This window comes from Paraburkholderia sp. NPDC080076 (genome assembly GCF_050281145.1).
Taxonomy (GTDB): Bacteria; Pseudomonadota; Gammaproteobacteria; order Burkholderiales; family Burkholderiaceae; genus Paraburkholderia.
Map to the genome: position 1 here is coordinate 872900 of NZ_JBNNWQ010000004.1, position 25330 is coordinate 898229.

Consider the following 25330-nt stretch of genomic DNA (forward strand, 5'->3'; position numbering starts at 1 on the left):
TTTGCTTCGCGCGGCCGGTATTTTTGTCCGCGCGCCAACGCGATCCTTCGGCGCCGCCGGGATTGCCGCGTGCCCCACGCCCTGACATTTTGCTTTTTCGCCCGTCCATGACGCACGCTTTTCTGTCTTCTCTCGCACGCCGCTTCAACACTGTCGCCCTACGTCCGCGCTCCGCTTCTGCTTTGACTGCTTCCACTACTCGTCTATCGCGCCGGTTCGCGCCGCGCGCGAGCGCCTGGCTGCTCGCTTGCGCCGCGCTCGGCTGCGGCGCGTCGCTGCCGCTTGCCGCGCAAGCTCGCGTCAAGGCCGCGCGTCCGAGCGTCAACGTCACCACTGTCTTGCCGCAATCGGTGATGGTCGGCTTGCAGCGCGCGCACGTGCCCTTGTCGTCGATCAGCGTGGTCGTGGAGAAAGTCGGCGATCGCACGCCGATCCTCGCACTGAACGCGGGCAAGCCGATGATGCCCGCCTCGACGATGAAACTCGTCACCACCTACTCGGGCCTGTCGATACTCGGCCCCGACTACCGCTGGCGCACGAGCGCCTACGCGGACGGCACCATCGACGCCAACGGCGTGCTGCATGGCAATCTCTACATTCAAGGCACGGGCGATCCGAAGCTCGTGCCGGAAGAACTGATCGACCTCGTGCAGAAGATCCACAAGGCGGGCATCAGCGGCATCGACGGCGCGCTGGTGCTCGACAAGCGCTACTTCGATTCGTCCACGCGCGACCTCCCGCCGTTCGACGACGACGCCACCGCGCCGTACAACGTCGGCCCCGATCCGCTGCTGTACGCGTTCAAATCGCTGTCGTTCACGCTGACGCCGTCGCCGGACGGCAGCGTTGCGATCGACGTGTTGCCCGCGCTTGCGCAATTGCAGATCGACAACCAGATGCATGCGGTGAACGGCCCGTGCCGCGGCGACGCGGCCTCGGTGTCGCCCACTGTCACGCCGCAGCCGAACGGCACCGTCGTGGCCTCGTTCAACGGCGACTATTCGATGCGCTGCGGCCCGCGCACGATCAACGTCGCGGTGCTCGATCACTCGGCGTTTTTCGCGGGCGGTTTTCTCGCACTGTGGCAGCAAACCGGCGGGACGTTCAGCGGCGCGACGCGCGAAGGCGCCGTGCCCGTCGGCGCCAAACTGGTGGCGACGCACCAGGGGCCGATGCTGTCCGACATCGTTCGCGACATCAACAAGTTCAGCAACAACACGATGGCGCGCAACCTGTTCCTGACGATCGGGGCGGCCGAGGAAAAAGGGCCCGCGACGACCGCCAAATCAGCGCGTGCAATCCAGGCGTTTCTGCGCCGCGACAGCATCGACATGGAGTATCTGACGCTCGACAATGGTTCGGGCCTCTCACGCGACGAGCACGTCACCGCGCTCGCGCTCGCCGATCTGCTGCAGCGGGCCAACGCGAGTCCGGTCGCGCAAGTGTTCGTGGAGTCGCTGCCGATCGCGGGCGTCGACGGCACCATGCGCAACCGCTTGACCAACCAGGGCGCGGGAGGCAATGCGCATATCAAGACCGGCACCTTGCGCGATGTGCGGGCGATCGCGGGCTATGTGGCGTCGGCTGACGGTAACAGTTACGTGGTCGTCAGCCTGATCAACGATCCGCATTCGGAAGCCGCGCGCGCCGCGCACGACGCGCTGCTCGAATGGGTGTATCAGGGGCCGTCGCAGGGCTTCACCAAGGTTTCCGATCCCGTCGTCGAACCGCGCAGCAGCAAGCCCAGGAAAAACCCGCACAAGCGTGGCGCTCACTGAGTGTTCCTTCTAGCGAAGCCGCGCGCGGCAACGTCCTAAGCGTGTACGCTGTCGGGCAGTGTTTGAGGCGCGCGTAAAACGCTGGACGTGGCGCCGGGGCCGTGCATCGGTTACGGTCCCGCTCGAACAATAACGACAACACCCGCTGCGCACAGCGCGGCGGCCAGGGACCACGGAGGAAGACACAATGCAATTCGATGCCGAATTGCTGCTGCTCGCCATGGCGCCAGTCTTTCTCGCATGCATCGGCTGGGAGGCGTGGCACCTGCGGCGCACGCAGCCGGGCGCGCAACTCTATAGCTGGCGCGACACGCTCTGCAACGCCGCGCTCGCACTGATGCAGCAAGCCGCCGACAAGCTCGCGTGGCTTGCCATCATCCCCGTCTACGCGTTTTTCTACGATCACTATCGCGTCTACACATGGCAGGCGAGCTGGGTCTCGTTCGTCGTGCTGTTTGTCGCTCAGGATCTGCTCTACTACGTGTTCCATCGTTGCAGTCATCGCGTGCGCTGGCTGTGGGCCGCGCATGTCGTGCATCACTCGTCGGAGCGCATGAATTTTTCGACCGCGTTCCGCCAGAGCCTGATGTATCCGATCGCGGGCATGTGGCTCTTCTGGACGCCGCTTGCCGTGCTCGGTTTTCCGCCGACGCAGATCGTCGCGATCGTGCTGATCAATCTCGGCTTTCAGTTTTTCGTGCATACGCAAGCCATCGGCAAACTCGGCTGGCTCGAATACGTGTTCAACACACCGTCGATCCATCGCGTGCATCACGCGCGCAACGACCGCTATATCGACCGCAACTATGCCGGCGTGCTGGTGATCTGGGATCGCCTGTTCGGCAGCTACGTCGACGAAGATCCGCGCGATGCGCCGGTCTACGGCATCGTCGAGCCGCTTCACACTTACAACCCGCTGAAGGCGACGTTTCACGAATGGGCGTCGATGGCCGTTGACTTCGCGAGCGTGCGCGGCTGGCGCAACAAGCTGCGCGCATTGTTCGCGCCGCCCGCATGGGCTGCGGATTATCACGCGCGGCGCGCCGCCGGTTTCATCGGTATCGCGCGTGGATTCAAGTGAAAATTCAGGCGAGGCAACTCGCGTGAAGCAAGACCATACGGCCGCGTTTCAAACACCACGCAGGCCGTAGAAGATTCTGTAAGCTGTCGTCACGCCGCTCAAGCGGTGGGCGCTGCCTGCAACACATGGCATAAGGGCCACACATACGAGGAGATGTAGTCAACATGAAGCAAACAGGATCGAGGAAACAACATTGGCTGCGCGTGACGCAGATCGCCATGGCCAGCACGGCGTTCGCCCTGCTCGCGGCTTGCGGCGGGGGTAGCGACAACAACAACAATGCGAGCAGCACGCCTGCGGGCGGCGTCAAATTGCAGGTCGTGTCGTTCGGCGACAGCTTGTCGGATGTCGGCACGTACGCGCCGGTGATTCAGGGGAGCTTCGGCGGCGGCCGCTTCACGACGAATCCGGGTGAAGTGTGGACCCAGAAGGTCGCTGAGTACTATGGCGACACGTTGACCGCAGCGTACCTCGGCGGCTTCGGCAAGCCGCTGGTCGCAACGGGTGGCTTGGGCTATGCGCAAGGCGGCTCGGACGTGGTCAATGCTCAAGGCCAAGGTTGGGCGCCCAATAACATGGCCGCGACGACCGTCCCGGTGGTGACGCAGGTGGCCAACTACCTGGGCGCGCATACGAGCTTCAACGCTAACCAGCTCGTGCTGATCAACGGCGGTGCGAACGACATCTTCCAGTTCGCGGGGACCACCGCCAATCTGACGGCGCTCGGCGCCGCGCTACAGACGCAATATCCACTGCTCGTGCAGGCCGGCAAACTGCCGAACTCGCAGGCAGGCCAGGTGGCGTTTATCGTCGGCTACCTGCAGCAGTTGGCCAATCCGCAGATCGCGCAGGCCGCCACCCAGCTCGCCGCGCAAGTCCAGAAAATCGTCAACTCGGGCGCGACTCACGTGGTGGTGTCGACGGTGCCGGACATCGGCAATACGCCGCTCGGCGTTGCAGCCAACGTGAGCACGCCTGGCACGGCTGCACTGCTGTCGGGGATTACCGCGGCGTATAACTACCTGCTGGTCCAGAACCTGACGGCACTCGGTCTGGTGGGTACGGGCAAGGTCATCGTGGCCGATGCGTTCACGTGGATTGATCAGCAGTTGCCGAACTACCAGGCGCTGGGCTTCACGGTATCCAACACCGGCACGGCTTGTAACCTGACGTCGATGCAGAACAACGCAACCGCGTACGCTACAGCTAATCCGAGCGCGACGAATGGGCTGACGCCGGCTCAGTATGGCGCGCAGTTCGGCTCGTCGCTGTTCTGCTCGCCGCAGACTTATACGGTGGCTGGTGCCGACCAGACTTATATGTTTGCGGATACGGTTCATCCGAGCACGCATCTGCACGCGTTGTTCGCGCAGTATGTGCAGCAGCAGATCGCTGCGACTGGGTTGGGGAAGTAAATTGAGGAGGGCCGCGCTGCGGGTGGGGGTTTGCGGCGTGGCCTTTTCTTGATCTGGGATTTTGGCCTTTTCTTGATTTGGGATTTTGGCCTTTCCTTGATTTGTTATTGGTCTATTAGCGTCGCCCCTGTGCGGGGCGGCACTTACTTTCTTTGCTTGCCGCAAAGAAAGTAAGCAAAGAAAGCGGCTTCACACCGCCAGCTCATAAGCGGATCCCTCGCACAGTCATGGTAGTGGCACATCTGGAATCCGTCGTGTCGCACTTTCCGCCCAAGTGACAAGGCAGTCATTCTTCCGGCGGCGCTGCGCGCGCCGATGGGCACTTCATAAACCGTCTGCTGGTTTTTGCTCTCGCGTATTGCCCGGCGGCAGGGACTGTCATTGCGGCCGTCGCGACTTCGACACACGGATTCGCGCAGAGTTGGGATTTGCCTATGAGCGCACTACCGACTCGGCGAACCGAAGCCGTTCGTCCCGCGACGCAAAGCGAAGCCTTGTTTTCCCATGCATACCCATCCGCGACGCACGTAGTGCGGAGTGGGAGCTGATGAGCGCATTGTCAGTCACGGTGAATATGCGAGAACACGGATTCCAGATGCACCACTACCGCGACTGCGCGAGAGACCCGCTTAAGAATTAGCGGTTTGGGCCGCTTTCTTTGCTTACTTTCTTTGCGGCAAGCAAAGAAAGTAAGTGCCGCCCCGCACAGGGGCAACGCTAATAGACCAATAACAAATCAAGGAAAGGCCAACACCGCAAGCAACCAGACATAAGCGCCCGACGAGCAAAAACCCCAACCCATCACCCTTGCGCCTCAAAAGCAGCCGCAGCGCGCCCTAACCGATCATTAACAGCAATCCACTCAATCGTATCCGGCAGCTTCTCAATCAGGATCCGCGTGACATTCGCGCGATCGAGAGCCCTCAACAAGCCATACAGTTCACGCGCATAGACATGCGGATCTTCAGGCGCGGCAATGAAATGCACGCCTTCAGCATCTGCCCAATGCCCGGCACGCGACACGCGCGCCACCAACGCCACGCGCTCATCCTCTTGCCGCGCGGCAAGCAAAGGCTCCAGCGCGACGAACGGCAATAGCGCCAACGGCGTGCGCGGCGCGTAGTGCGCCTTGAGCGTGCCGGAAGCCCGTGGCGCGGTCGCATCCGAGCCGTCCGGCAGGCGCGGCGCCTCGCCAAGCACGTCGGCGATATCTTGCGGGGTCACACGCCCCGGCCTCAACAGCGCCGGAAAGCCGCGCGACAAATCCAGAATGGTCGATTCGATACCGACGTCCGACGCGCCGCCGTCCAGCACATGAATCGCGTCGCCGAACTCGTCGCGCACATGTTGCGCCGTCGTCGGGCTCACATGTCCGAACCGATTCGCCGACGGCGCCGCCACGCCGCCATGCCCGTTGCGCAATGCGCTGAACGCCTCGAGCAATGCTTGCGCGACAGGATGCGACGGGCAGCGCAGCCCCACTGAATCCTGCCCGCCGCTAACCGCCGCGGGAATGCGCGCGGCGCGCTTGAGGATCAGCGTGAGCGGCCCTGGCCAGAACGCGTCGATCAGCCGCTGCGCCTCCGCGGGCAAATGTTCGACCCAGTAGTTCGGATCGCCTTGCGGCGCGAGATGCACGATCACCGGATGATTCGCCGGCCTGCCCTTCGCCGCGTAAATGCGCGCAACCGCGTCGGGACTCTCGGCGTCGCCGCCAAGGCCGTACACGGTCTCCGTAGGAAACGCGACCAGGCCTCCCGCGTCGAGCAGTGCCGCCGCGTGTTCGATCTGCGCGGCGCTCACAGGCAATGCGCCCTCGGCGGCTTTCTGTTGATCCGGCATGGCGCTCGTGTCAGCTCGTGAGGATGTGCAGCAGCCGCGCGCAATCGCGTCCGGCCGTGCGGGCTTCTTCGAGCGTGGCCGCCGTGAAGTTCACGTGACCCATCTTGCGGCCGCAGCGCGCCTCTTCCTTGCCATACAGATGCAGACGCGCTGCCGGCATAGCGGCGACTTCGTGCCACGGCGGCGTGACGGCCGCGCGCTTCGGGCCGTCCGGGAACCACACGTCGCCGAGAATGTTCAGCATGACGGCCGGCGAATGCTGGCGCGTGTCGCCGAGCGGCATGCCGGTCATGGCGCGCACCTGTTGTTCGAACTGGCTGGTCGCGCAGGCGTCGACCGTGTAGTGGCCGGAATTGTGCGGGCGCGGCGCCATTTCATTGGCCACCAGCGAACCATCTTCGAGAATGAAGAACTCGACGCACAGCACGCCCACATAACCGAGCTTGTCGGCGATTTGCAACGCAGCCTGTTGCGCTTGCTGGACCAGCGTGGGACTTGCGTCGGGTGCCGGGACGATGGTGTGCGACAGCACGCCGTCGCGATGCGTGTTCTGCGCGAGCGGATAGACCACCGACGCGCCGCTCGCCGCCCGCGCGATCAGCGCGGACACTTCGAACTTCAATGGCAAACGCTTTTCCAGCACGCACGGCACGCCGCCGAGCGACGCATGCGCCTCGCGTACTTCCTCCGCGTTGCGCACGCGAATCTGGCCTTTGCCGTCGTAGCCCATGCGGGCAGTCTTGAGAATGCCCGGCAGCACGGCTTCGAGCTTCGTGTCGTCGAGCGCGGCCAGCGCATCCGACGATTCGATCACCACGTGCGGCGCAACCGTCACGCCCGATGACGCAATGAAGCGTTTCTCGGCAATGCGGTCCTGGGCCACGGCGACGCAGCGTCCAGCCGGACTCACGAAGGTAGTCCGCGCGAGGAAGTCGAGGCTGGCGGCCGGCACGTTCTCGAATTCGGTCGACACCGCCGCGCACAGCCGCGCGAGTTCGGTCAGCGACGTTTCGTCGTCGTAGGCCGCGCGCAAATGGCGGTCGGCAACGGCGCCCGCCGGACTGTTTCCGTCCGGATCGAGCACGGCGACGCGGTAGCCCATGGCCTGAGCGGCGAAACAGAACATGCGGCCGAGCTGGCCGCCACCGACCATGCCAAGCCATGCGCCGGGCAGAATCGGTGAAACCGGTGTGTTGTCTGGGTTCATCTTAGTGGTCGGTCGCGGCCGGGTGCTGTGTGCAATGCGTGCGTGCAATGCGATGGCAGGCACCCGGCCGGGGGTCGGACAGGGGGACGTCTTCAAGCAATCAGTCTGTGCGCTTACAGCGCCGGCAACACCATGGCGTGGGCCGCTTCGTTCTGGCGCACGCGGAACGCAGCCAGTTTCTCCGCATACTCGTCGCTCGTGCCGCTCAACAACGACACCGCGAACAGCGCCGCGTTCGCCGCGCCTGCTTCGCCGATCGCAAACGTGGCGACCGGCACGCCCTTGGGCATCTGCACGATCGAATGCAACGAATCGACGCCCTTCAGGTACTTGCTCGCCACCGGCACACCGAGCACCGGCACCGTGGTCTTGGCGGCCAGCATGCCCGGCAGATGCGCCGCGCCGCCCGCGCCGGCGATGATCGCGCGAATGCCACGCTCACGCGCGCTTTCAGCATAGGCGAACATTTCGTCGGGCATGCGGTGCGCGGACACGACCTTCGCTTCGTAGGGCACGCCGAACTCCTGCAGAATGGCCACGGCGTTCTTCATGACTTCCCAGTCGGAACTTGAGCCCATCAGCACACCGATAACCGGCGCGCCATGCGTATGGGCGGTTTGTGCTTCACTCATCTTACGGCTTCCTTGTTTCTTGAGAGCGCCCCAGAACCTGTCGCTTCGCGCCCGGCCCCGAACGGGTGACCCGCAAAGGGGACTTACTGCGCGGCGGAAAATTTGCGGGCGGCCCCGCGCTTTCTCACGCGGAGCAGATCCAACCGGTGCGCGTAATCAGGCGAGCTTATGTCCGGTTAGGCGTTCGAGCGCTTCCTGGTACTTCTCGCCCGTCTTCGTGACCACGTCGTCCGGCAACTTCGGCGCCGGCGGCTCCTTTTTCCACGGCTGGGTTTCGAGCCAGTCGCGCACGAACTGCTTGTCGAACGACGGCGGATTGGTGCCGACCTGATACTGATCGGCCGGCCAGAAGCGCGACGAATCCGCGGTCAGCGCCTCGTCCATCAGATACAGCTTGCCGTGGTTGTCCAGACCGAATTCGAACTTCGTATCCGCGATGATGATGCCGCGCGTGGCTGCGTAATCAGCGGCTTCCTTGTACAGCTTGATCGAGATGTCGCGGATCGTCGCCGACAGTTCGGTGCCGATGCGGCGCTCCATCTCGTTGTAGGTGATGTTTTCGTCGTGATGGCCCATTTCGGCCTTGGCTGCCGGCGTGAAGATCGGCTCGGGCAGCTTCTGCGCGTTCTGCAGACCCGGCGGCAATTCCACGCCGCACACCGAACCGGTTGCCTGGTAGTCTTTCCAGCCGCTGCCGGCCAGATAGCCGCGCACCACGGCTTCGACGAGAATCGGCTCGAGGCGCTTCACGACGACCGCGCGGCCCTTGACCTGCTCGACTTCGTCCGCCGCCACCACGGATTCGGGCGCGACGCCCGTGAGGTGGTTCGGCACCACGTGCTTGAGTTTCTCGAACCAGAAGTTCGCCATTTCGTTGAGCACGCGTCCCTTATTCGGAATCGGCTCGCCCATGATGACGTCGAACGCCGACAGACGGTCGGTCGTGACGATCAGCAACTGGTCGTTGCCCACCGCATAGTTGTCGCGGACTTTACCGCGGCCGAGCAGCGGCAGCGAGCGGAGCGTGGATTCGTAGAGGGTAGACATCGTCGTGGTTCGCTAAAAGTGAGGCAAAAAGTGTGACCGGAACAAAAGGGAAACGCCGTTCCCCGGATGATGCGGGAACGGCGATCGAACGACAACCTGGCCAAACGGCCAGGTGCAGTGCATGTTGATAGCTTAGCGGACGACTTGCGCGAGCTCGCCCGATTTGTACTTCTCCGCGATTTTATCAAGCGTGACCGGCTTGATCTTGCCGGCCTGGCCTTCGCAGCCGAATTGCATGTAGCGCTCGACACAGATCTTCATCGCCGCTTCGCGCGCCGGCTTCAGGTAATCGCGCGGATCGAACTTGCCCGGGTTGGTCGCCATGTAGCGGCGGATCGCACCGGTGATGGCCAGCCGCAGGTCGGTGTCGATATTGACCTTGCGCACGCCGTTCTTGATGCCTTCCTGGATTTCCTCGACCGGCACGCCGTAAGTTTCCTTCATGTCGCCGCCGAATTCGCGGATTTCAGCCAGCAGTTCCTGCGGCACCGACGACGAACCGTGCATCACCAGGTGGGTGTTCGGAATGCGCTGGTGGATTTCCTTGATGCGCTGGATCGACAGAATGTCGCCCGTGGGCTTCTTGCTGAACTTGTAGGCGCCGTGCGACGTACCGATCGCGATGGCCAGCGCGTCGCACTGGGTCAGCTTCACGAAGTCGGCAGCCTGCTCCGGATCGGTCAACAGTTGCTCGCGCGTCATCGTACCTTCCGCGCCGTGACCGTCTTCCTTGTCGCCCTTCATGGTTTCCAGCGAACCGAGCACGCCCAGTTCCGCTTCCACCGTGATGCCGATCGAGTGCGCCGCTTCCACGACCTTGCGCGACACGTCCACGTTGTACTCGTACGAAGCGACCGTCTTGCCGTCGGCTTCGAGCGAACCGTCCATCATCACGCTGGTGAAACCGCTGCGGATTGCCGCCATGCAGACCGCCGGCGACTGCCCGTGGTCCTGGTGCATCACGACCGGAATATGCGGATACGACTCGACCGCGGCTTCGATCAGGTGGCGCAGAAACGCTTCGCCCGCGTACTTACGCGCGCCGGCCGACGCCTGCATGATAACCGGGGCGTTGACCTTGTCGGCCGCCGCCATGATTGCCTGCACTTGCTCCAGATTGTTCACGTTGAATGCCGGAAGGCCGTAGCCGTTTTCAGCGGCGTGGTCCAGCAGTTGACGCATTGATACGAGAGGCATGCTGTAACTCCATAGATTGAAACGAATTCTTGTGCCGTCGGCATCTTTTTGGGCGATTTTATCGCGAAGCAAGCTGCATACCCGTTCACACATTCTCTAAAGCGCGGCGCGGTCCTTGCCGCTGCAACGCGCGATTTGAGCCTGTGCGCCGCCTCTCGCGGAGCATGGCAGCTTGCTTCACCCAATCAACCCGTGCCGATCGAGCAGTCTGCTGTGTCGATCGGAGCTAGCGCTTCAGCGCTTTGTCGATCCGGAGTGAGTGCTTCAGCACTGAGTCCGGTCCCACGCAGCGCGCTCCGATCACACGCAGAATGGTTGCTGCATGGTCAATACGGTTCGCCGACCCGCACGATCTTCAGCGTATTCGTGCCGCCGGCCTGACCCATCGGCTCGCCGACGGTCAACACCACCATGTCGCCGCGCGACGCGTAGCCCTTGCTGACCACGGTCTCCAACGCCTGCTGCAACGCGGTGTCGCGGTCGGTGTTGGTGTCCAGATGCAGCGAAGTCACGTTGCGGTACAGCGCCATGGCCCGCTCGCTGCCGACCCGCGGCGTGAGCGCGAAAATCGGCACGTGGGTCCAATGGCGCGACATCCACAGCGCGGTCGAGCCGGATTCGGTCAACGCCACGATCGCCTTCGCGCCAAGATGAAACGCCGTGAACAGCGCACCCATCGCGATCGACTGGTCGATCCGCGTGAATGTGCGGTCCAGGAAATCCTTGTCCAGCTCGGACTGCTCCGACTTCTCGGCTTCGATACAGATCGCCGCCATGGTCTCGATGGTCTGCACCGGATACTTGCCCGCCGCCGATTCCGCCGACAGCATCACCGCGTCCGTGCCGTCCAGCACGGCGTTGGCGACGTCCGACACTTCGGCGCGGGTCGGCACCGGCGCGTGGATCATCGACTCCATCATCTGCGTGGCGGTGATCACGAACTTGTTCGATTCGCGCGCCATACGGATCATCCGCTTTTGCAGCGCGGGGACTGCGGCATTCCCCACTTCCACGGCCAAGTCGCCGCGCGCGACCATGATGCCGTCCGATGCGTCGAGGATGCCTTGCAGCGCCGGAATGGCTTCCGCGCGCTCGATTTTGGCGATCATCTTCGGCTTGATGCCGAACGGCGCGCCGGCGATGTTCGCCAACTGGCGGGCCATTTCCATGTCGGTGGCGTTCTTCGGGAACGACACCGCGACATAATCGACGCCGAGCGACATGGCGGTGCGAATGTCTTCCATGTCCTTGGCGGTCAGCGCCGGCGCGGACAAGCCGCCGCCCTGGCGGTTGATACCCTTGTTGTTCGACAGCTCGCCGCCGATCTTGACGACCGTGTGGATCTCATTGCCGATCACGCGCGAGACGTTCAGCACGATCAGGCCGTCGTTAAGCAACAGCACGTCGCCCGGTTTCAGGTCGCGCGGCAGGTCTTTGTAGTCGAGACCGGCGCGCTGCTCGTTGCCGAGTTCGCAGTCGGCGTCGAGGATGAACGGCTCGCCGGCGACGAGCATGATCTTGCCGTTTTCAAATTTGCCGACCCGGATTTTCGGGCCTTGCAGGTCCGCCATGATGGCGACTTCGCGGCCGGCCTGGCGGGCCGCCTCGCGCACGAAATCGGCGCGCTGGCGGTGGTCGTCGGCGGTGCCGTGCGAGAAATTGAGCCGCACCACGTCCAGCCCCGCCTGAATCATTTGCAGCAGGATTTCCGGCGTATTGGAAGCCGGGCCGATGGTGGCGACAATCTTGGTGGCGCGATGCATGAGTCTCCTCGTCTGGGTGAGATCGCTGGAAAGAGCGCTGCGAGTCGGATGCGGAGGCTGCGCACCGAAGGATGCTGCCGGGGGCTGCGCGCCGGTTGAAACCAGCGTCGCTTTATAGTGTGAAGCGGTGTTCGATACCAGCACGGGGGGCGCCGGTTGAGGGGCGAGTTCTTCGTCGGGGAGTTCTTCGTCGGGGAGTTCTGCCGATGGCGAGGCGGTCTGCACAGCATCTGCGCTGGACAATTCCGCCGCCTCACTGGCAGTGGTCAATTCCGCGAGCGCGAGGGGCGACCCGGATTCTTCTTGCTGCTGGCTAACTGAACCGACCGCGGCATCAACCGCAGATTCGGCCGCTGCCGGAGTGGCTGCGGAGCGCGCCGCGCGCTCCCCTGCCGTTGCTGCTGCGGTGTTGCGTGGCTTGCCGCCGCGCGCTTTTGCAGACTTTGCCGTTGGGGAGCGCGTCGCCACGTTAAGCCCGCGATTCCAGAACTTCGACGGCCGGCAGCTTCTTGCCTTCGAGGAACTCGAGGAAGGCGCCGCCGCCCGTCGAGATATAGCTGACCTTGTCGTGAATGCCGTACTTGGCGATCGCCGCAAGCGTATCGCCGCCGCCGGCAATCGAGAACGCCGACGACTTGGCGATGGCGTCCGCGAGCGTCTTCGTGCCGTTGCCGAACTGGTCGAATTCGAACACGCCGACCGGGCCGTTCCACACGATCGTGCCGGCCTTTTCCAGTTGCGCGGCGAGCACCTTGGCCGTTTCCGGTCCGATGTCGAGAATCATGTCGTCGTCTTGAACGTCGGCGACGGCCTTGACCTCGGCCTTGGCGGTCGGCGAAAACTCCTTGGCCGTAACCACGTCGGTCGGGATCGGCACAGAGGCGCCGCGCGCTTTCGCGGCGTCGATGATGGCTTTGGCTTCGTTCAGCAGATCGGCTTCGGCGAGCGACTTGCCGATCTTCAGGCCGGCGGCCAGCATGAACGTGTTGGCGATGCCGCCGCCCACGATCAGTTGATCGACCTTGTCGGCGAGCGACTTCAGAATGGTCAGTTTGGTCGACACCTTCGAGCCGGCGACGATCGCCACCAGCGGACGCTTCGGCGCGCCCAGCGCCTTGCCGAGCGCTTCGAGCTCGGCGGCCAGCAACGGGCCGGCGCACGCGATGGGCGCGTATTTGGCGATGCCATGCGTGGTCGCTTCAGCGCGGTGCGCGGTGCCGAACGCGTCGTTCACGTAGATGTCGCACAGCTTCGCCATTTTCTGCGCGAGCTCGTCGGAATCCTTCTTCTCGCCCTTGTTGACGCGGCAGTTTTCCAGCAGCACGACCGAGCCCGGCGCGACGTTCACGCCGTTTTCGACCCAGTTCGCCACCAGCGGCACGTCACGGCCGAGCAGTTCGGCCAGACGCTTCGCAACCGGCGCCAGCGAATCTTCCGGCTTGAAGTCGCCCTCGGTCGGACGGCCCAGGTGCGACGTGACCATCACGGCGGCGCCTGCGTCGAGCGCAGCCTTGATGGCCGGCACGGAGGCGCGGATACGGGTGTCTTCGGTGATGTTGCCTTGATCGTCCTGCGGCACGTTCAGATCGGCGCGGATGAACACGCGTTTGCCGGATAGCTTGCCTTCGGCGATCAGATCGGAGAGACGCAATACCTTGTTCATGGGCGTGTGTGTGCGAGTTGATGAGAAGGCGGTGGCGGACGACGCGCGGCACTCAAGCGCGGTGAACTCCAGCGCTCAGGCACGGCAGCGGCTCCACTGAATCGGGTGCCGGCGGCAGAGCCGCGGCCCGCGCGCCTTGCAGCGGCGCGCTCATCCCGGAAACAACCATTTTAACTGATCCACACAGCCTTCTGACCCGCGACCGGGCGAATGTCCCGTATTTGGCCGTTGCGGCGCCGATGCCGCGACGCAACATTTCCCGCTTCTTCAATCACATGAAGAGACGCAACAACGTGAACACAACCATTCCGACAACAATCGTGCCGAGCATGGTGCGCCGCCACAAAAACCACGCAAGACCTGACAGCGTGGCGTAGAACTCATGGTTCGACGGCGCGAAGGACAGGCCGTCGGGCGTTGCCAGCACGTCCGGCAGGACCACGGCGGCGAGCGCCGCGGCCGGCGCATAGCGGAGCATGCGCTGAACCCGCGCCGGCAAAACGGTGCGCTCGCCGCCGATTAGAAACATCGCGCGTGTCAGGGCGGTGACGAAAGTCATGCCGAAAATGGCCAGCCAGATCTGGGTGGATGTCATCGGGAATCTCCGGCGCTGTTACGGATGCGGCGCAAGTCGGCGCGCTCGACCATCAGGTCGGCGGCACTGCCGGCGACGATCGCCGCGATCACCGCGAGCGGCAGCGCGAGCCGGTACGGCAGGTCGAATGCGAGCAGCGACACCACGCCGGCGACGCTGACCGCGACCAGCGTGGAGCGCGTCGCGATCGCCGACACCATGATGGGCAGCAACGCCAGCGTGCCCGCCAGCGCGAGGCCCCAGTTATCGGGAATCAGGCTCGCGAGCAAAATGCCGGCGATCGACGACACCTGCCACGACAGCCAGCTGCATATCGCCATGCCCCAGAAATACGCTTCCTTGCCCGGCACATAGCCGGTCGGGAAGCTCTTCTTCTGGAACAGCAGGTAGATCACGTCGCCGTTGAAATAGCCGAGCACGATGCGCCGCCACATCGACAGATAGGAGAAATGCGGCGCGAGACCAACGCTGAAGATCACGAAACGCGTATTGACCATCGCGGCCGTGAGCAGCACGGTCCAGACCGGCAGCTTGGCGGCGAGCAGCGGCAGCACCGCCAGTTGCGACGAACCGGCGTAGCACAGCAGCGACATGGTGAGCGCCTGCGGCAACGTGAGCACCGATTTGCTCATGGCAATGCCGGTGACGAGGCCCCAGGAGAAAATCGCCATCAGCGTGGGCGAATAGTCGCGCGCGCCTTCGCGGAAGGCACGGCGATCGATATCTGACAGGCGAGCGAGCATGGGGGCGAAACGCGGGCGCGCAAGGGCGCAGCAACGATGGGAAGTCAGCGCCAGGTCGTCAAGCACCCGCTGGCGCATTCGGATTTGAATTATGCGTGTGCCGGATTATAGCGTCCGGAATACGGCCAAATGCCCGTTTCGTGTGCAAAAGACGCTAAAATGACGTCCTCGCTACGCCCCGAAGGAAGTCCCCTTGGGGCACACCTCACTGGAAAACACCGGGCCGTCCCAGGTTTTCCTGCCCCGTCGGGGCCTGACGCGAAGCGCCAGGTGTGGGGCACTCATAACGCACCAGTTGGAGAATCGTATGTCAATGGCCGACCGCGACGGCAAGATCTGGATGGATGGCAAGCTCATCGACTGGCGCGATGCCAAGATCCACGTGCTTACCCACACGCTGCATTACGGCATGGGCGTCTTCGAGGGCGTACGCGCCTACAAGGCGGCGGACGGCGGCACCGCGATTTTCCGGCTGCAGGAACACACCAAGCGTCTGCTGAACTCGGCCAAGATCTTTCAGATGGACGTGCCGTTCGACCACGAAACGCTCGCCGCCGCGCAATGCGAAGTGGTTCGCGAAAACAAGCTCGAGTCCTGCTACCTGCGCCCGATCATCTGGGTCGGCTCGGAAAAGCTCGGCGTGTCGGCCAAGGGCAACACCATCCACGTGGCGATCGCGGCCTGGCCGTGGGGCGCTTACCTTGGTGAAGACGGCATCGCCAAGGGCATCCGCGTGAAGACTTCGTCGTTCACGCGCCATCACGTGAACGTGTCGATGGTCCGCGCCAAGGCGTCGGGCTGGTACGTGAACTCGATCCTCGCCAACCAGGAAGCCATTGCCGACGGCTACGACGAAGCGCTGCTGCTCGACGTGGACGGCTACGTGTCGGAAGGCTCGGGCGAGAACTTCTTCCTCGTGAACAATGGCAAGCTGTACACGCCGGACCTGTCGTCGTGCCTCGACGGCATCACGCGCGACACAGTCATTACGCTGGCGCGCGACGCGGGCATCCAGGTGATCGAAAAGCGCATCACGCGCGACGAGGTCTATACCTGCGACGAAGCGTTCTTCACCGGCACCGCCGCCGAAGTCACGCCGATCCGCGAACTCGACAACCGCACGATCGGCTCGGGCGCACGCGGCCCGATCACCGAGAAGCTGCAAACAGGCTTCTTCGACATCGTGAACGGCAAGAGCGACAAGTACGCCCACTGGCTGACCAAGATCTAACGCGCGCTGCGCCGGGCTTCACCGGCGCGCCGCACGCACCCTGCATACAACGAGAACGTCTCATGAGCGAAATCAAGGAAATGCCGCTGGTCGAACTGTCGGCAAAAGACCTGCCTGCGTACTGCCCGAATCCGGCCATGCCGCGCTGGAGCGCGCATCCGCGCGTCTTCATCGACGTCACGCATGGCGAAGCCAAGTGCCCGTACTGCAGCACGCGTTACAAGCTGCGCGACGGCGAAGTGGTCAGAGGTCATTGAACACGGCGCATTGAGCACGGATTGCTTGTGGCGACGCTTACCGGGTCGGCTGCCCGCTTCGCCGCGAGTTGCGTTGCGGGGTTCGCTTCGTGATCGATTGCATGTTGCGCGGTCTGGTTTGTCGTGCGACGGACCAGCGGCGGTGACGCAGCAAACGGTGATCACACCAACGCGAACTCGCTGCCCGATCCGAAAGCAGGCACGTCACAGCAGGGCCGCCGCCGCGGCGTCTCCGGCCATCCCAGAAGCGCTTCACGCGGCGTGCGGCTTTTCCCCTTTTACTTATCCGAATGCCACGCGCAAGGCTTGCGCGGGGTTTCGTTTCGACACCGGACACTCACTCTGATGCGTCGCGCGTTGGTTATCGCACCGAACTGGATCGGTGACGCATTGATGGCGCAGCCGCTGTTTGCGCGCCTCGTGAAATTGCATCCGCGCATCGTCATCGACGCGGTCGCGCCCTCGTGGGTCGCGCCCGTGCTCGAACGCATGCCGGAAATCCGCGACGTCTACGCCACGGATCTGGCGCACGGCAAGCTGCAGATGCTGCGCCGCTGGCAGTTGGCGAGCGACTTGCGCGACGTGGGCTACGACGCCGCCTACGTGTTGCCGAACTCGCTCAAGTCAGCGCTGATTCCGTGGATGGCGGGCATTCCGCTGCGCATCGGCTATACCGGCGAAAGCCGCTACGGTCTGTTGAACGTGCGTCACGCGAATCCGCGCAAGGACGAGCGCCCGCCGATGGTTGGCCAATACGCCGCCCTCGCCTACGCGCCCGGCGCCAAGTTGCCCGACGACCTGCCGATGCCGCGCCTCGACGCGGACCTGAACGAAGCGTCGCGCGTCTCCGCGCGCTTCAATCTCGACACGCGCGTGCCGCTGCTGGTGTTCTGTCCCGGCGCCGAATACGGCCCGGCCAAGCGCTGGCCGCCCGAGCACTTCGCGTCGCTCGCGCAAATGGTCGGCCAGTCGTTCCCGTACACGCAGATCGTCGCGCTCGGTTCGCCGAAAGACGCACCGCTCGCGCAGGCCATCGCCGAGCGAGCGCCGAACGTGCGCAACCTGTGCGGCCAGACCGCGCTGGGCGAGGCGTGCGCGCTGATCTCGCGCGCCAACGCGGTCGTGACCAACGATTCCGGTCTGATGCACGTGGCCGCCGCGCTGCGCCGGCCGCTCGTGGCCGTGTACGGTTCGACCGATCCGCGCCACACGCCGCCCTTGTCCGAGCTTGCGAAGGTACAATGGCTTCATCTCGAATGCAGCCCCTGTTTTGAGCGCGAGTGTCCGCTTGGTCATCTGAACTGCCTGAAGCAGTTGAGCGCCGAGCAGGTATTCGGCGATTTGCGCGGCATGTTGCTCGCGCAACGCTAACAGCCGCTGACACTTGCACGCAACACCGCACGCCCCTGAGCGCGTCGCGTCATGTTCGCGCCTTGCGGCGCGGGCATTCTGGCGCTCGGGTGCGATTGTCCGGTGCCCCGGACTGTCCCGCTGACCGCTGTCCCGCAACCGCGCGCCGCGCACAAGAGACTGACGAGCCATGCCACGTTTTGCCCATATCTTCGAAGCCGCCGCCGATACCCTGAACGCCTATTACCAGGCCGTCGCCGAGGTCAATATCGACAGCTTGATGGGTCTGTGGATCGATGAAGAGTTCGTGAGCTGTATCTGCGCCGACGGCTCCCACCTGCACGGCCTCGACAGTATTCGCGCCGGCTTGCAGATCCAGCTCGAAACCGCGCCGGTTTTCATCGAACCGCTCGATATCCGCGTCTACGACAGCCTCGGCACCGTGGTCTACGCGATCGCCGAAGCGCACCGGCCGGCTGACCCGAAGGCCACGCCCGCCATGGTGTTCACGACTTATGTGATGGTCCACGAACGCGGCGAATGGCGCATCGCGCACATTCACGCGAGTCCGATGCCTAACGAGGCCGCCAGCCAGTTCGCCACGAAGATGCGGCACGGCCAGGGGTCGCTGCACTGACGCGCGCCGCGCGTTTCACTTATTTGTTTTGAAGCAGGCATGAGCACGCCCCGCAGGAAGTCCCTTTTGGGCACGACGCACGATCAATCCGCTCCTTCGGGCGCGGCACGCGCCGCGGCCGCCGTCGAGGCGACTGTCGAGGCCACCGTCGAGTTGCTCTACCGTGCGCCGCTCTGGCTGCCGAACCGGCATGCGCAGACCATCGTCCCATCGCTGTTCGCGCGCCGCCCCGCGGTCTCGTTTCGACGCGAGCGCTGGGACACGCCCGATGGCGATTTCATCGATCTCGACTGGGTGCAGCATGACGGCCAGCCCGGATCCGCGCTCACGCCCGGCGCTTCGCCTCACGTTCCCGCCGACACCGCCCCGCTCTTCGTGCTGTTTCACGGCCTCGAAGGCAGCTCGGGCTCGCACTATGCCGCCTCGTTGATGGCGGCCGCGCGCGAGTACGGCTGGCACGGCGTCGTGCCGCACTTTCGTAGTTGCAGCGGACCGTTGAACCGGCTGCCGCGCTTCTACCATCTCGCCGATAGCAACGAAGTCGACTGGGTGCTGCGACGTTTGCGCGCCGCGCATCGCGGGCCGATCGTGGCGGCCGGCGTGTCGCTCGGCGGCAATGTGCTGCTGCGCTGGCTGGGTGAACGCCGCGAGGACGCGGCGTCGGTGATCTCGGCCGCCGCGGCGATTTCGACGCCCATCGACGTGCATGCCGGCGGCCGCGCGTTGTCGCAGGGCTTCGGCCTCATCTACACGCGCAGTTTCCTGAAGACGCTCAAGCAGAAGGCCGAACAGAAGCTGGTGCAGTTTCCCGGCCTGTTCGACCGTGACGCGATGCTGGCGAGCCGCACCATGTACGAGTTCGACAACGTGGTCACAGCGCCGCTGCACGGCTTTCGCGATACCGACGACTACTGGAGCACGGCCACCACGCGTCCGCTGCTGCCGCACATTCAGGTGCCGACGCTGGTGCTGAACGCGCGCAACGATCCGTTCCTGCCGGCTGAGGCGTTGCCGTCGCGGCATGAAGTGTCGGCGGCCGTGGAACTCGACCAACCCAAGCACGGCGGCCACGCCGGCTTTATGACCGGGCCGTTTCCGGGCCGCATCGACTGGCTTTCGCGGCGCGTGTTCGGCTATCTGGAGCGACACGTCGATCATGGATGACATCGTCAAGCAGGCTTTGGCCAAGTGGCCGAATGTACCGAGTTGCACAGGGTGGCTGATGCTGGACAGGCGCGGCAACTGGCGCATGCGCGACGAGGCTGCGCAGGCGAGCGGTTCGCCCGGTGTGCCGATCCGCCACGAAGCGTTGCTCGGGTTCATCAACCGGAATTACGACGCCGACGAGCGCGGCCAGTGGTTTTTTCAGAACGGCCCGCAGCGCGTGTATGTCGAGTTGGGCTATACGCCGTGGGTGGTGAGGTTGTCGGCCAATGCCGATGCTGGCGGCGCGCTCGCCTTGCAGGATCAAGCGGGCGGCGCGTTCGAGCCCGCAGCCGTATTGATCGATGAAGAAGGCGGGATTCTGTTTACCGATAGCGCGACGCCGCCGAGAATCGCCGTCTTGCACGACCACGATCTCGAGGTGTTTTCCGACCATGCAACGCTGGCGGACGACGCCATGAGCGGTGAGTTTCGCTGGAACAATCAGCTCGTGTTGCCGCTGCAGGCTGTGCGGCGAGGCGATGTTGCTGCGCGGTTCAAGTTTGTGCCGAGTCCCGCAGCCGCTGGCGCTTAAGCACTAGCCTGCGCGCTGGGCTAACTCTTCTCGTCCAGCCGCTCCTCCTTATAGCGGCTCTCCATCTCATGCAGCCTCGCGTCGACGGTCGCGAGGTCGTAGTAGCCGATCGTCTTCAGATCTCGCGCGTCCTTCAATTGCCGGATCGCCGAAGGCCACGCTCCCTCGAGCGCGAATTTCTCGGCCATCGCACGATGCTGTGTCAACGCATCGCCCGTGCCCGCGCTAGCCTGGGCGAGATACAGCCACCAGGCCGGCTGATCGGGCTGGGCGCGAGTCTCCTTTTGCGCAAGCGACTGAGCACTGGCAAAGCGGCGCAAGGTCAGCAAGGTGCGGATATGCATGTCGATTGCGGCGTTCGATTGCGGCCAGCGCTTCTGCGCCAACTCGGCCAGACGCGCGGCCTCGTCGTCACGGCCGGCGCGCCGCGCGATGTCGGCGGCCAACACGTCGAGGCTCGGCGAACTGCGCGCCGTGCCGCCCTCGGCCTGCTCGCCCGTCGCGAACGCGGCGCGGGACGACGCCAGCGACGCTGCCGCGTCGTCGTAACGCTCAAGCAGCATCTGCCCATACGCGATGCCGTACCAGTTCGCCGCGACGTTGACCGCCGTGCGGTCCTCGATCTCTGAGCGCAAACGCGAAATCTCGTCGCCGTACTCGCTACGCGAACGATCCTGCAGCAGGCGCGCGCGCGCCCGCACAAAACCATATTCAGCCGATTGATGCGGTTGCCGGTAAGGCGCGCGGCGCGCACGGTCCTCCATATCGGCAATCCGTTCGCCCGTCAGCGGATGGGTGCGCGCGTACGCCGGGATGCCCGTGTCGCTCATCGCGGCACGATCGAGGCGGCCGAAGAAGGTCGTCATCGCGTAAGGATCGTAGCCGGCGCCGGCAAGCAGCAGAAAGCCGACGCGGTCGGCCTCGTGCTCGGCGGAACGTGAGAAACGCAACTGGTTGTCGACCGCGTACGCCTGGCCGCCGATCGCAATCGCGCTGCCCAGGTCGCCGCTGTGCGCGAGAACGCCGGCAAGCACGCCGAACAACAGGCCGGCGAGCGCCGCATAGGTGCTGCGTTCGCCGGTCGTGATCATGCGCGAGATGTGCCGTTGCAGGACGTGTCCCATTTCGTGACCCAGCACCGATGCCAACTCGGACTCGGTCTGCGTGGCCACGATCAGGCCGGTGTTCACGCCGATAAAACCGCCAGGCAGCGAGAAGGCGTTGATCTGCGGGTCGCGCACGGCAAATAGATCGAAGTCCGGACGATATCCGCCGATGTACAGCGCGCTCGCCGCCGCGGCAAGTTTCGCGGCAACCGAGTTCAGATAGTCGCGCACCAGCCAGTCGTCGAGATAGTCGGGGTCGCGGCGCAACTCGCGCATCACGCGTTCGCCGAGTTTGCGCTCGGCCTGCGGCGTGAGCGAGCCCGAGCCGCCGCTGCCCAGATCGGGCAATTGCTGCGTGACGATCGGTGCACGCCAATTGGTGGTCACACCGGTATTGCCGGAGAAGCGGCTCTGCGCGCCGCCGTACACGCCGAACACGCCTTGCGCGATCTCGGGCGGGACGAGCGGATCGGCGTAGGCATCGGCCGGGCCGCTGACCAGCGGTGGTTCGGCGGGCAACGTGTTGAGCGCCATGCTCGATACGCCGTGCGATTGCGCGAACGCGCCCGGCGGCGCTGCCAGCGCGACAGACAACAACGCAGCAAGGAACCGTTTCGCACGCATCGCGAGTCGATATGACGAAGTCGGAAAGCGACGCCCGCCGCTCGGACTAAGATAGCGGGCATAGGGCAATTGTAATCAGTCGTCGCGGGAATTCATGTGATTCGCGTCATTGCGATTCGGGCGTCCCCGGTGATGCCTCGCCGCCCACGCCGACGGCGGGTGATGACTGACCACGTTTTGGCCCGCGCAAACGCATTGCCGCCGCCGTGCGGCTTTACCGCACTGCTATGATAGGCGCCCTTTGAAGGAGCCCAACCATGCCTGAACTCACTCATTTCGACGCCGCCGGCCAGGCGCATATGGTGGACGTCGGCGGCAAGCAGGAGACCAAGCGCATTGCGATTGCGCGCGGCTCGATTCGCATGCTGCCGGAGACGTTCGCGCTGATTCGCGACGGCAACGCCAAGAAAGGCGACGTGATCGGCATCGCGCGGATCGCCGCCATTCAAGGTTCGAAGCGCACCGCCGATCTGATTCCGTTGTGTCATCCGCTCGCGCTGACGCGCGTCAAGGTGGATTTCGAACTCGATGACACGCTGCCGGGCGTGCATTGCACGGTTCAGGTCGAAACGCTGGGACGAACGGGCGTGGAGATGGAAGCGCTGACCGCCGTGCAGGTCGGGTTACTGACCGTGTACGACATGTGCAAGGCGGTGGATCGCGGCATGACGATCACCGATGTGAAGGTGCTGGAGAAGCACGGCGGGAAGTCGGGGGACTGGGTGGCGGATTGATGACCGTTTGCGTCATCACCCCGCTCCACCTTTAACGCTTTGAAGCAAACGCGGCGGCTCACTCCTCGTCGCTGTCGTCGTCCTCGTTGACGTCGCCCGACGGTATGCCGTAGCGCTTGACCAGTTCCGCCTTGAAACCGGTCAGCGTTTTCTGCTCGTCGCAAAGCTCGTACAGATAGCTCAGTTGCGACGGCCAGTCCTTCAGTTCCGTGGCGAAGATTTTCAGGCGTTCGACCGTATCGAGTGCCGCCGCCTGATCGCCGCTCAACGCCTGCAGCACCGCATACCGACGCAACACGGTTTCGCCCGGCAGCAGCGCCATCGCCTGTTTGTGCATGGCGAGCTTGTGTTGCAGATCCATCGAATTCATCGGCAAGAGCGTCGCGAGACCGTACTCGCCCCACGCCTGGAACAGGAACGACGGGTCCGCACGATACTGTTCGGCAGGACGCTGGCCGTAGTACAGCACCTCGGCGCGCGCGTAGTCGCGATAGACCGGATACAGCGCGGCCAGACCGCCGAACACCACCACGGCAAACGCGCCGAACGACAGGCGTGCCGGCACGAGGCGCAGCGGCCGCGTTTCCAGCAGGCCGAACACGAACATCGCCGGCAACAGGAAGAACATGTACTGCTGCGGATATTCGACTAGCGCGTGCATGACCAGCACGCCGATCAACGCAATGCCGAACACGCGCGCCGAGCTTTGCGGCGCGCGCACTACGCGTATGAGCCACGTAATCAGGCCAAACAGCACAATCGCGAGGCCGATCAAGCCGGTCTTCGCCAGCAGGTCGATAAAGATGTCGTGCGAATTGTTGGCAATCTCGACGCCGCCGAGCGTCTTCGCGAACTCGTACTGATAGCTCGGAAATTCGCCCCAACCGACGCCCAGCAACGGATGCGTCTTGAACATCGTCCAGCCGTACTTCCACAGCGCGAGGCGCGGCGCGATCTGGCCTGCATCCTGAAAGCGTTCCGCGGCGGACTGGCCGAGCTCCAGGTGATAGTGAACGTTGGCCCAGCGGATCAGCGCATTGATCACGAAAAACAGCACGGCCAGCACGATCGGAACGATCCATTCGCGATTGCTGCGGCGTAGCTGCAACTGATTGCGGGTCTGCGCGAACGCCATCCAGAAACCCGCCACGACGATCACGCCCATCTGCAGCCACGGACCACGCGACACGGTCAGCGCGAGGCCGACCGCGAAAATCGTCGACACGAGGAACCAGATGCTGACGGCAATCCGCCGCGTCTGCACGAGGAACAACGCCCCCGCCATCGCAAACGCGATATAGGTGGCGAGGTGATTGGCCTGCGCCATATTGCCAAACGGCCGGCGCTCGACGGTCACGTTATAGGCGACCACGAGCGGCGACACGCGCACTTCGAGGTGAAACAACTGGATGATCTGGCAGAACACCGCAAACAGCCCGCCGACGATCAACGCCCCGGCCGCCCAGCGCAACGCGGTCTCATTGAGCTTGGCGCGCGTGAAGCCGTAACCGGCGTGCGTCGCCATGAAGGCGGCCAGCAGATAGCCGCCGCCGAGCCAGTTCATCGACGGCTGCGACACCGGCAACACCACCGACTGCGCCACCAGCAGCAACCCGAACAGCAACGGCACCAGCGCGACCACCGGCGACGCGAACGTCACACGCGGCTTGGCGCTCGCCACCAGCAGCACGACGCCCGCGCCGGTCAGCAGATACAGCGCGAGCGCGGTGAATTCAGCGTAAAAGGTCGGAATCGGATACGTATGGTTGACAACTGCATAAGGCAGCACCAACGCGAGAGCCAACAGAATGAAAGACAGATAGCGCGCGAAAGGGGTGGGCATCGAGGAACCGGTGGGCGTCAGCAACCGGCGCACTATACAAAAAAATTCTCCCGCTGTGCGCCGGCCGGGCTGAAATATCCCGAAAATCAGCCTTTTACGTGTGGACGGATGCGACGCCGCCCCACTCTCGCGGTCATCGCGCTGATGTCGCAGTCGTTCATGAACGGCACTCCGGTGGGGCGAGATTCGACGGCAAAGTGGGCGCGTCGGCGGGTGCCGGCCCGGCGCCTGGCGCCGGCAGCGAGGACGTCGCCTTGCCGCCCGCGAAACATTCCCACGTAAGCGCGCCCGCCTGCACCCCGCCCTTGCTCAACGCGATGCGCGCAGTCGGCGCATCCACGTTGTCAGGCACCGATGGCACGAGCGTGAGCGTGTTCGAGCCCGCGGGCGCGACGCGCGTCGAGAAGGCGACAGTGATCTGGCCGGTGTCGTCGTCGACCCGAATGGACTGGACGTTGCGGGTGGCGGGCGGCGACGCATAACCACCGCTGAACGCGTTGCCGCTCGCGGCGTTTTCGGACACGGCCAGCCGCGCGGACGCCGCCAGCGACAGCCCTTCGCCGACGCGGCTGCGAGCCAGATAGTCCTGATACGCGGGAATCGCATACGCGGCGATCACGCCGACGATCGCCAGCACGATCATCAGTTCAATCAGCGTGAAACCGAAGCCAAGGCGTCGGCAGGCGCGCGCAAGCCGCGCGGACCAGCCCGCTCGGCACAATTTTGAGCGCGTGGACAGTGAGGATTGGGAGTAAGGGGAATAAGGCAAAGTGACGATCATCGGCAGGCTCCTGAAACGAAAAACGCCTGCCCCACGGATCGGGAACAGGCGTTTCAATCGTAGCCA

General features: G+C 64.2%; 22 protein-coding genes. 10 read left to right on the forward strand and 12 right to left on the reverse strand.

Annotation, left to right across the window (positions count from 1 at the left end):
• Positions 1-107 precede the first annotated feature (107 nt).
• From dacB to ACQKRQ_RS21045, 3 genes are all read left to right on the forward strand, one after another.
• Positions 108-1778, forward strand: a complete 1671-nt coding sequence (gene dacB / locus ACQKRQ_RS21035) for a D-alanyl-D-alanine carboxypeptidase/D-alanyl-D-alanine endopeptidase (RefSeq protein ID WP_408182304.1) — start codon at positions 108-110, stop codon at positions 1776-1778.
• A gap of 187 nt (positions 1779-1965) precedes the next feature.
• Positions 1966-2859 carry a sterol desaturase family protein gene (locus ACQKRQ_RS21040; protein ID WP_427479148.1) on the forward strand — a complete coding sequence of 298 codons (894 nt, stop codon included), beginning with the start codon at positions 1966-1968 and terminating at the stop codon, positions 2857-2859.
• A gap of 164 nt (positions 2860-3023) precedes the next feature.
• Complete coding sequence (locus ACQKRQ_RS21045; protein ID WP_408182307.1) at positions 3024-4274, forward strand: SGNH/GDSL hydrolase family protein; 1251 nt, start codon at positions 3024-3026, stop codon at positions 4272-4274.
• A gap of 801 nt (positions 4275-5075) precedes the next feature.
• Here the strand turns inward: ACQKRQ_RS21045 and ACQKRQ_RS21050 are convergent.
• From ACQKRQ_RS21050 to ACQKRQ_RS21090, 9 genes are all read right to left on the reverse strand, one after another.
• A complete protein-coding gene (locus ACQKRQ_RS21050) occupies positions 5076-6116 on the reverse strand; it encodes an L-threonylcarbamoyladenylate synthase (protein ID WP_427479150.1) in 1041 nt (346 codons plus the stop codon).
• Positions 6117-6126: 10 nt separating this feature from the next.
• Entirely contained in the window at positions 6127-7323 is a 1197-nt protein-coding gene (locus ACQKRQ_RS21055; protein ID WP_427479152.1) for a 5-(carboxyamino)imidazole ribonucleotide synthase, read from the reverse strand.
• A 113-nt stretch (positions 7324-7436) separates the two neighbouring features.
• Positions 7437-7955, reverse strand: a complete 519-nt coding sequence (gene purE, locus ACQKRQ_RS21060; protein ID WP_132373250.1) for a 5-(carboxyamino)imidazole ribonucleotide mutase — start codon at positions 7953-7955, stop codon at positions 7437-7439.
• A gap of 156 nt (positions 7956-8111) precedes the next feature.
• Complete coding sequence (locus ACQKRQ_RS21065) at positions 8112-9002, reverse strand: phosphoribosylaminoimidazolesuccinocarboxamide synthase (RefSeq protein WP_012434235.1); 891 nt, start codon at positions 9000-9002, stop codon at positions 8112-8114.
• Positions 9003-9134: 132 nt separating this feature from the next.
• Positions 9135-10199, reverse strand: a complete 1065-nt coding sequence (fba, locus tag ACQKRQ_RS21070) for a class II fructose-bisphosphate aldolase (RefSeq protein ID WP_132373248.1) — start codon at positions 10197-10199, stop codon at positions 9135-9137.
• Between the two features lie 326 nt (positions 10200-10525).
• Positions 10526-11962: a pyruvate kinase gene (gene pyk / locus ACQKRQ_RS21075; RefSeq protein ID WP_408181853.1), complete on the reverse strand. Its 1437-nt coding sequence runs from the start codon at positions 11960-11962 to the stop codon at positions 10526-10528.
• Positions 11963-12431: 469 nt separating this feature from the next.
• Positions 12432-13625: a phosphoglycerate kinase gene (locus tag ACQKRQ_RS21080; RefSeq protein WP_408181851.1), complete on the reverse strand. Its 1194-nt coding sequence runs from the start codon at positions 13623-13625 to the stop codon at positions 12432-12434.
• Positions 13626-13896: 271 nt separating this feature from the next.
• Positions 13897-14220 (reverse strand): AzlD domain-containing protein, encoded by a 324-nt coding sequence (locus ACQKRQ_RS21085; protein ID WP_132373242.1) that lies wholly within the window; start codon positions 14218-14220, stop codon positions 13897-13899.
• Entirely contained in the window at positions 14217-14963 is a 747-nt protein-coding gene (locus tag ACQKRQ_RS21090) for an AzlC family ABC transporter permease (RefSeq protein ID WP_132373240.1), read from the reverse strand. Before ACQKRQ_RS21090 ends, ACQKRQ_RS21085 begins: the two co-directional genes overlap by 4 nt.
• A gap of 307 nt (positions 14964-15270) precedes the next feature.
• Here ACQKRQ_RS21090 and ACQKRQ_RS21095 point away from each other — a divergent pair, with 307 nt between their 5' ends.
• From ACQKRQ_RS21095 to ACQKRQ_RS21120, 6 genes are all read left to right on the forward strand, one after another.
• Positions 15271-16194 carry a branched-chain amino acid transaminase gene (locus ACQKRQ_RS21095; protein ID WP_427479156.1) on the forward strand — a complete coding sequence of 308 codons (924 nt, stop codon included), beginning with the start codon at positions 15271-15273 and terminating at the stop codon, positions 16192-16194.
• Positions 16195-16256: 62 nt separating this feature from the next.
• Complete coding sequence (locus ACQKRQ_RS21100) at positions 16257-16451, forward strand: zinc-finger domain-containing protein (protein WP_042321180.1); 195 nt, start codon at positions 16257-16259, stop codon at positions 16449-16451.
• Between the two features lie 345 nt (positions 16452-16796).
• Positions 16797-17822, forward strand: a complete 1026-nt coding sequence (waaF, locus tag ACQKRQ_RS21105; protein ID WP_012434242.1) for a lipopolysaccharide heptosyltransferase II — start codon at positions 16797-16799, stop codon at positions 17820-17822.
• A gap of 169 nt (positions 17823-17991) precedes the next feature.
• Entirely contained in the window at positions 17992-18438 is a 447-nt protein-coding gene (locus ACQKRQ_RS21110) for a nuclear transport factor 2 family protein (protein ID WP_408181847.1), read from the forward strand.
• Positions 18439-18477: 39 nt separating this feature from the next.
• On the forward strand, positions 18478-19602 hold the full coding sequence (locus ACQKRQ_RS21115) for a YheT family hydrolase (protein WP_427479159.1): 1125 nt from the start codon (positions 18478-18480) through the stop codon (positions 19600-19602).
• The gene (locus tag ACQKRQ_RS21120) at positions 19595-20176 is read left to right on the forward strand and encodes a DUF2946 family protein (protein ID WP_427479161.1); all 582 of its coding nucleotides are present in this window, start codon (positions 19595-19597) and stop codon (positions 20174-20176) included. The genes ACQKRQ_RS21115 and ACQKRQ_RS21120 overlap by 8 nt, the downstream gene beginning before the upstream one ends.
• A gap of 20 nt (positions 20177-20196) precedes the next feature.
• Here the strand turns inward: ACQKRQ_RS21120 and ACQKRQ_RS21125 are convergent, their stop codons facing one another.
• Positions 20197-21906 (reverse strand): M48 family metalloprotease, encoded by a 1710-nt coding sequence (locus ACQKRQ_RS21125; protein ID WP_427479163.1) that lies wholly within the window; start codon positions 21904-21906, stop codon positions 20197-20199.
• A gap of 257 nt (positions 21907-22163) precedes the next feature.
• On the opposite strand from ACQKRQ_RS21125, the gene moaC reads away from it, so the two are divergent.
• Positions 22164-22640 (forward strand): cyclic pyranopterin monophosphate synthase MoaC, encoded by a 477-nt coding sequence (gene moaC / locus ACQKRQ_RS21130; RefSeq protein ID WP_132373228.1) that lies wholly within the window; start codon positions 22164-22166, stop codon positions 22638-22640.
• A gap of 58 nt (positions 22641-22698) precedes the next feature.
• Here moaC and ACQKRQ_RS21135 read toward each other — a convergent pair whose 3' ends face one another.
• Positions 22699-24483: a PglL family O-oligosaccharyltransferase gene (locus tag ACQKRQ_RS21135; RefSeq protein ID WP_427479165.1), complete on the reverse strand. Its 1785-nt coding sequence runs from the start codon at positions 24481-24483 to the stop codon at positions 22699-22701.
• A 157-nt stretch (positions 24484-24640) separates the two neighbouring features.
• A complete protein-coding gene (locus ACQKRQ_RS21140; RefSeq protein ID WP_427479167.1) occupies positions 24641-25264 on the reverse strand; it encodes a pilin in 624 nt (207 codons plus the stop codon).
• Positions 25265-25330: the final 66 nt, after the last annotated feature.

Coding starts and splice junctions, on each gene's coding strand:
- ACQKRQ_RS21055 (WP_427479152.1), bottom strand. CDS start 7,323: ATGAACCCAGACAACACACCGGTTTCACCGATTCTGCCCGGCGCATGG.
- ACQKRQ_RS21065 (WP_012434235.1), bottom strand. CDS start 9,002: ATGTCTACCCTCTACGAATCCACGCTCCGCTCGCTGCCGCTGCTCGGC.
- fba (WP_132373248.1), bottom strand. CDS start 10,199: ATGCCTCTCGTATCAATGCGTCAACTGCTGGACCACGCCGCTGAAAAC.
- ACQKRQ_RS21095 (WP_427479156.1), top strand. CDS start 15,271: ATGTCAATGGCCGACCGCGACGGCAAGATCTGGATGGATGGCAAGCTC.
- ACQKRQ_RS21140 (WP_427479167.1), bottom strand. CDS start 25,264: ATGATCGTCACTTTGCCTTATTCCCCTTACTCCCAATCCTCACTGTCC.
- ACQKRQ_RS21085 (WP_132373242.1), bottom strand. CDS start 14,220: ATGACATCCACCCAGATCTGGCTGGCCATTTTCGGCATGACTTTCGTC.
- purE (WP_132373250.1), bottom strand. CDS start 7,955: ATGAGTGAAGCACAAACCGCCCATACGCATGGCGCGCCGGTTATCGGT.
- moaC (WP_132373228.1), top strand. CDS start 22,164: ATGCCTGAACTCACTCATTTCGACGCCGCCGGCCAGGCGCATATGGTG.
- ACQKRQ_RS21080 (WP_408181851.1), bottom strand. CDS start 13,625: ATGAACAAGGTATTGCGTCTCTCCGATCTGATCGCCGAAGGCAAGCTA.
- waaF (WP_012434242.1), top strand. CDS start 16,797: ATGCGTCGCGCGTTGGTTATCGCACCGAACTGGATCGGTGACGCATTG.
- pyk (WP_408181853.1), bottom strand. CDS start 11,962: ATGCATCGCGCCACCAAGATTGTCGCCACCATCGGCCCGGCTTCCAAT.
- ACQKRQ_RS21125 (WP_427479163.1), bottom strand. CDS start 21,906: ATGCGTGCGAAACGGTTCCTTGCTGCGTTGTTGTCTGTCGCGCTGGCA.
- ACQKRQ_RS21050 (WP_427479150.1), bottom strand. CDS start 6,116: ATGCCGGATCAACAGAAAGCCGCCGAGGGCGCATTGCCTGTGAGCGCC.
- ACQKRQ_RS21045 (WP_408182307.1), top strand. CDS start 3,024: ATGAAGCAAACAGGATCGAGGAAACAACATTGGCTGCGCGTGACGCAG.
- ACQKRQ_RS21100 (WP_042321180.1), top strand. CDS start 16,257: ATGAGCGAAATCAAGGAAATGCCGCTGGTCGAACTGTCGGCAAAAGAC.
- ACQKRQ_RS21120 (WP_427479161.1), top strand. CDS start 19,595: ATGGATGACATCGTCAAGCAGGCTTTGGCCAAGTGGCCGAATGTACCG.
- dacB (WP_408182304.1), top strand. CDS start 108: ATGACGCACGCTTTTCTGTCTTCTCTCGCACGCCGCTTCAACACTGTC.
- ACQKRQ_RS21110 (WP_408181847.1), top strand. CDS start 17,992: ATGCCACGTTTTGCCCATATCTTCGAAGCCGCCGCCGATACCCTGAAC.
- ACQKRQ_RS21090 (WP_132373240.1), bottom strand. CDS start 14,963: ATGCTCGCTCGCCTGTCAGATATCGATCGCCGTGCCTTCCGCGAAGGC.
- ACQKRQ_RS21115 (WP_427479159.1), top strand. CDS start 18,478: ATGAGCACGCCCCGCAGGAAGTCCCTTTTGGGCACGACGCACGATCAA.
- ACQKRQ_RS21135 (WP_427479165.1), bottom strand. CDS start 24,483: ATGCCCACCCCTTTCGCGCGCTATCTGTCTTTCATTCTGTTGGCTCTC.
- ACQKRQ_RS21040 (WP_427479148.1), top strand. CDS start 1,966: ATGCAATTCGATGCCGAATTGCTGCTGCTCGCCATGGCGCCAGTCTTT.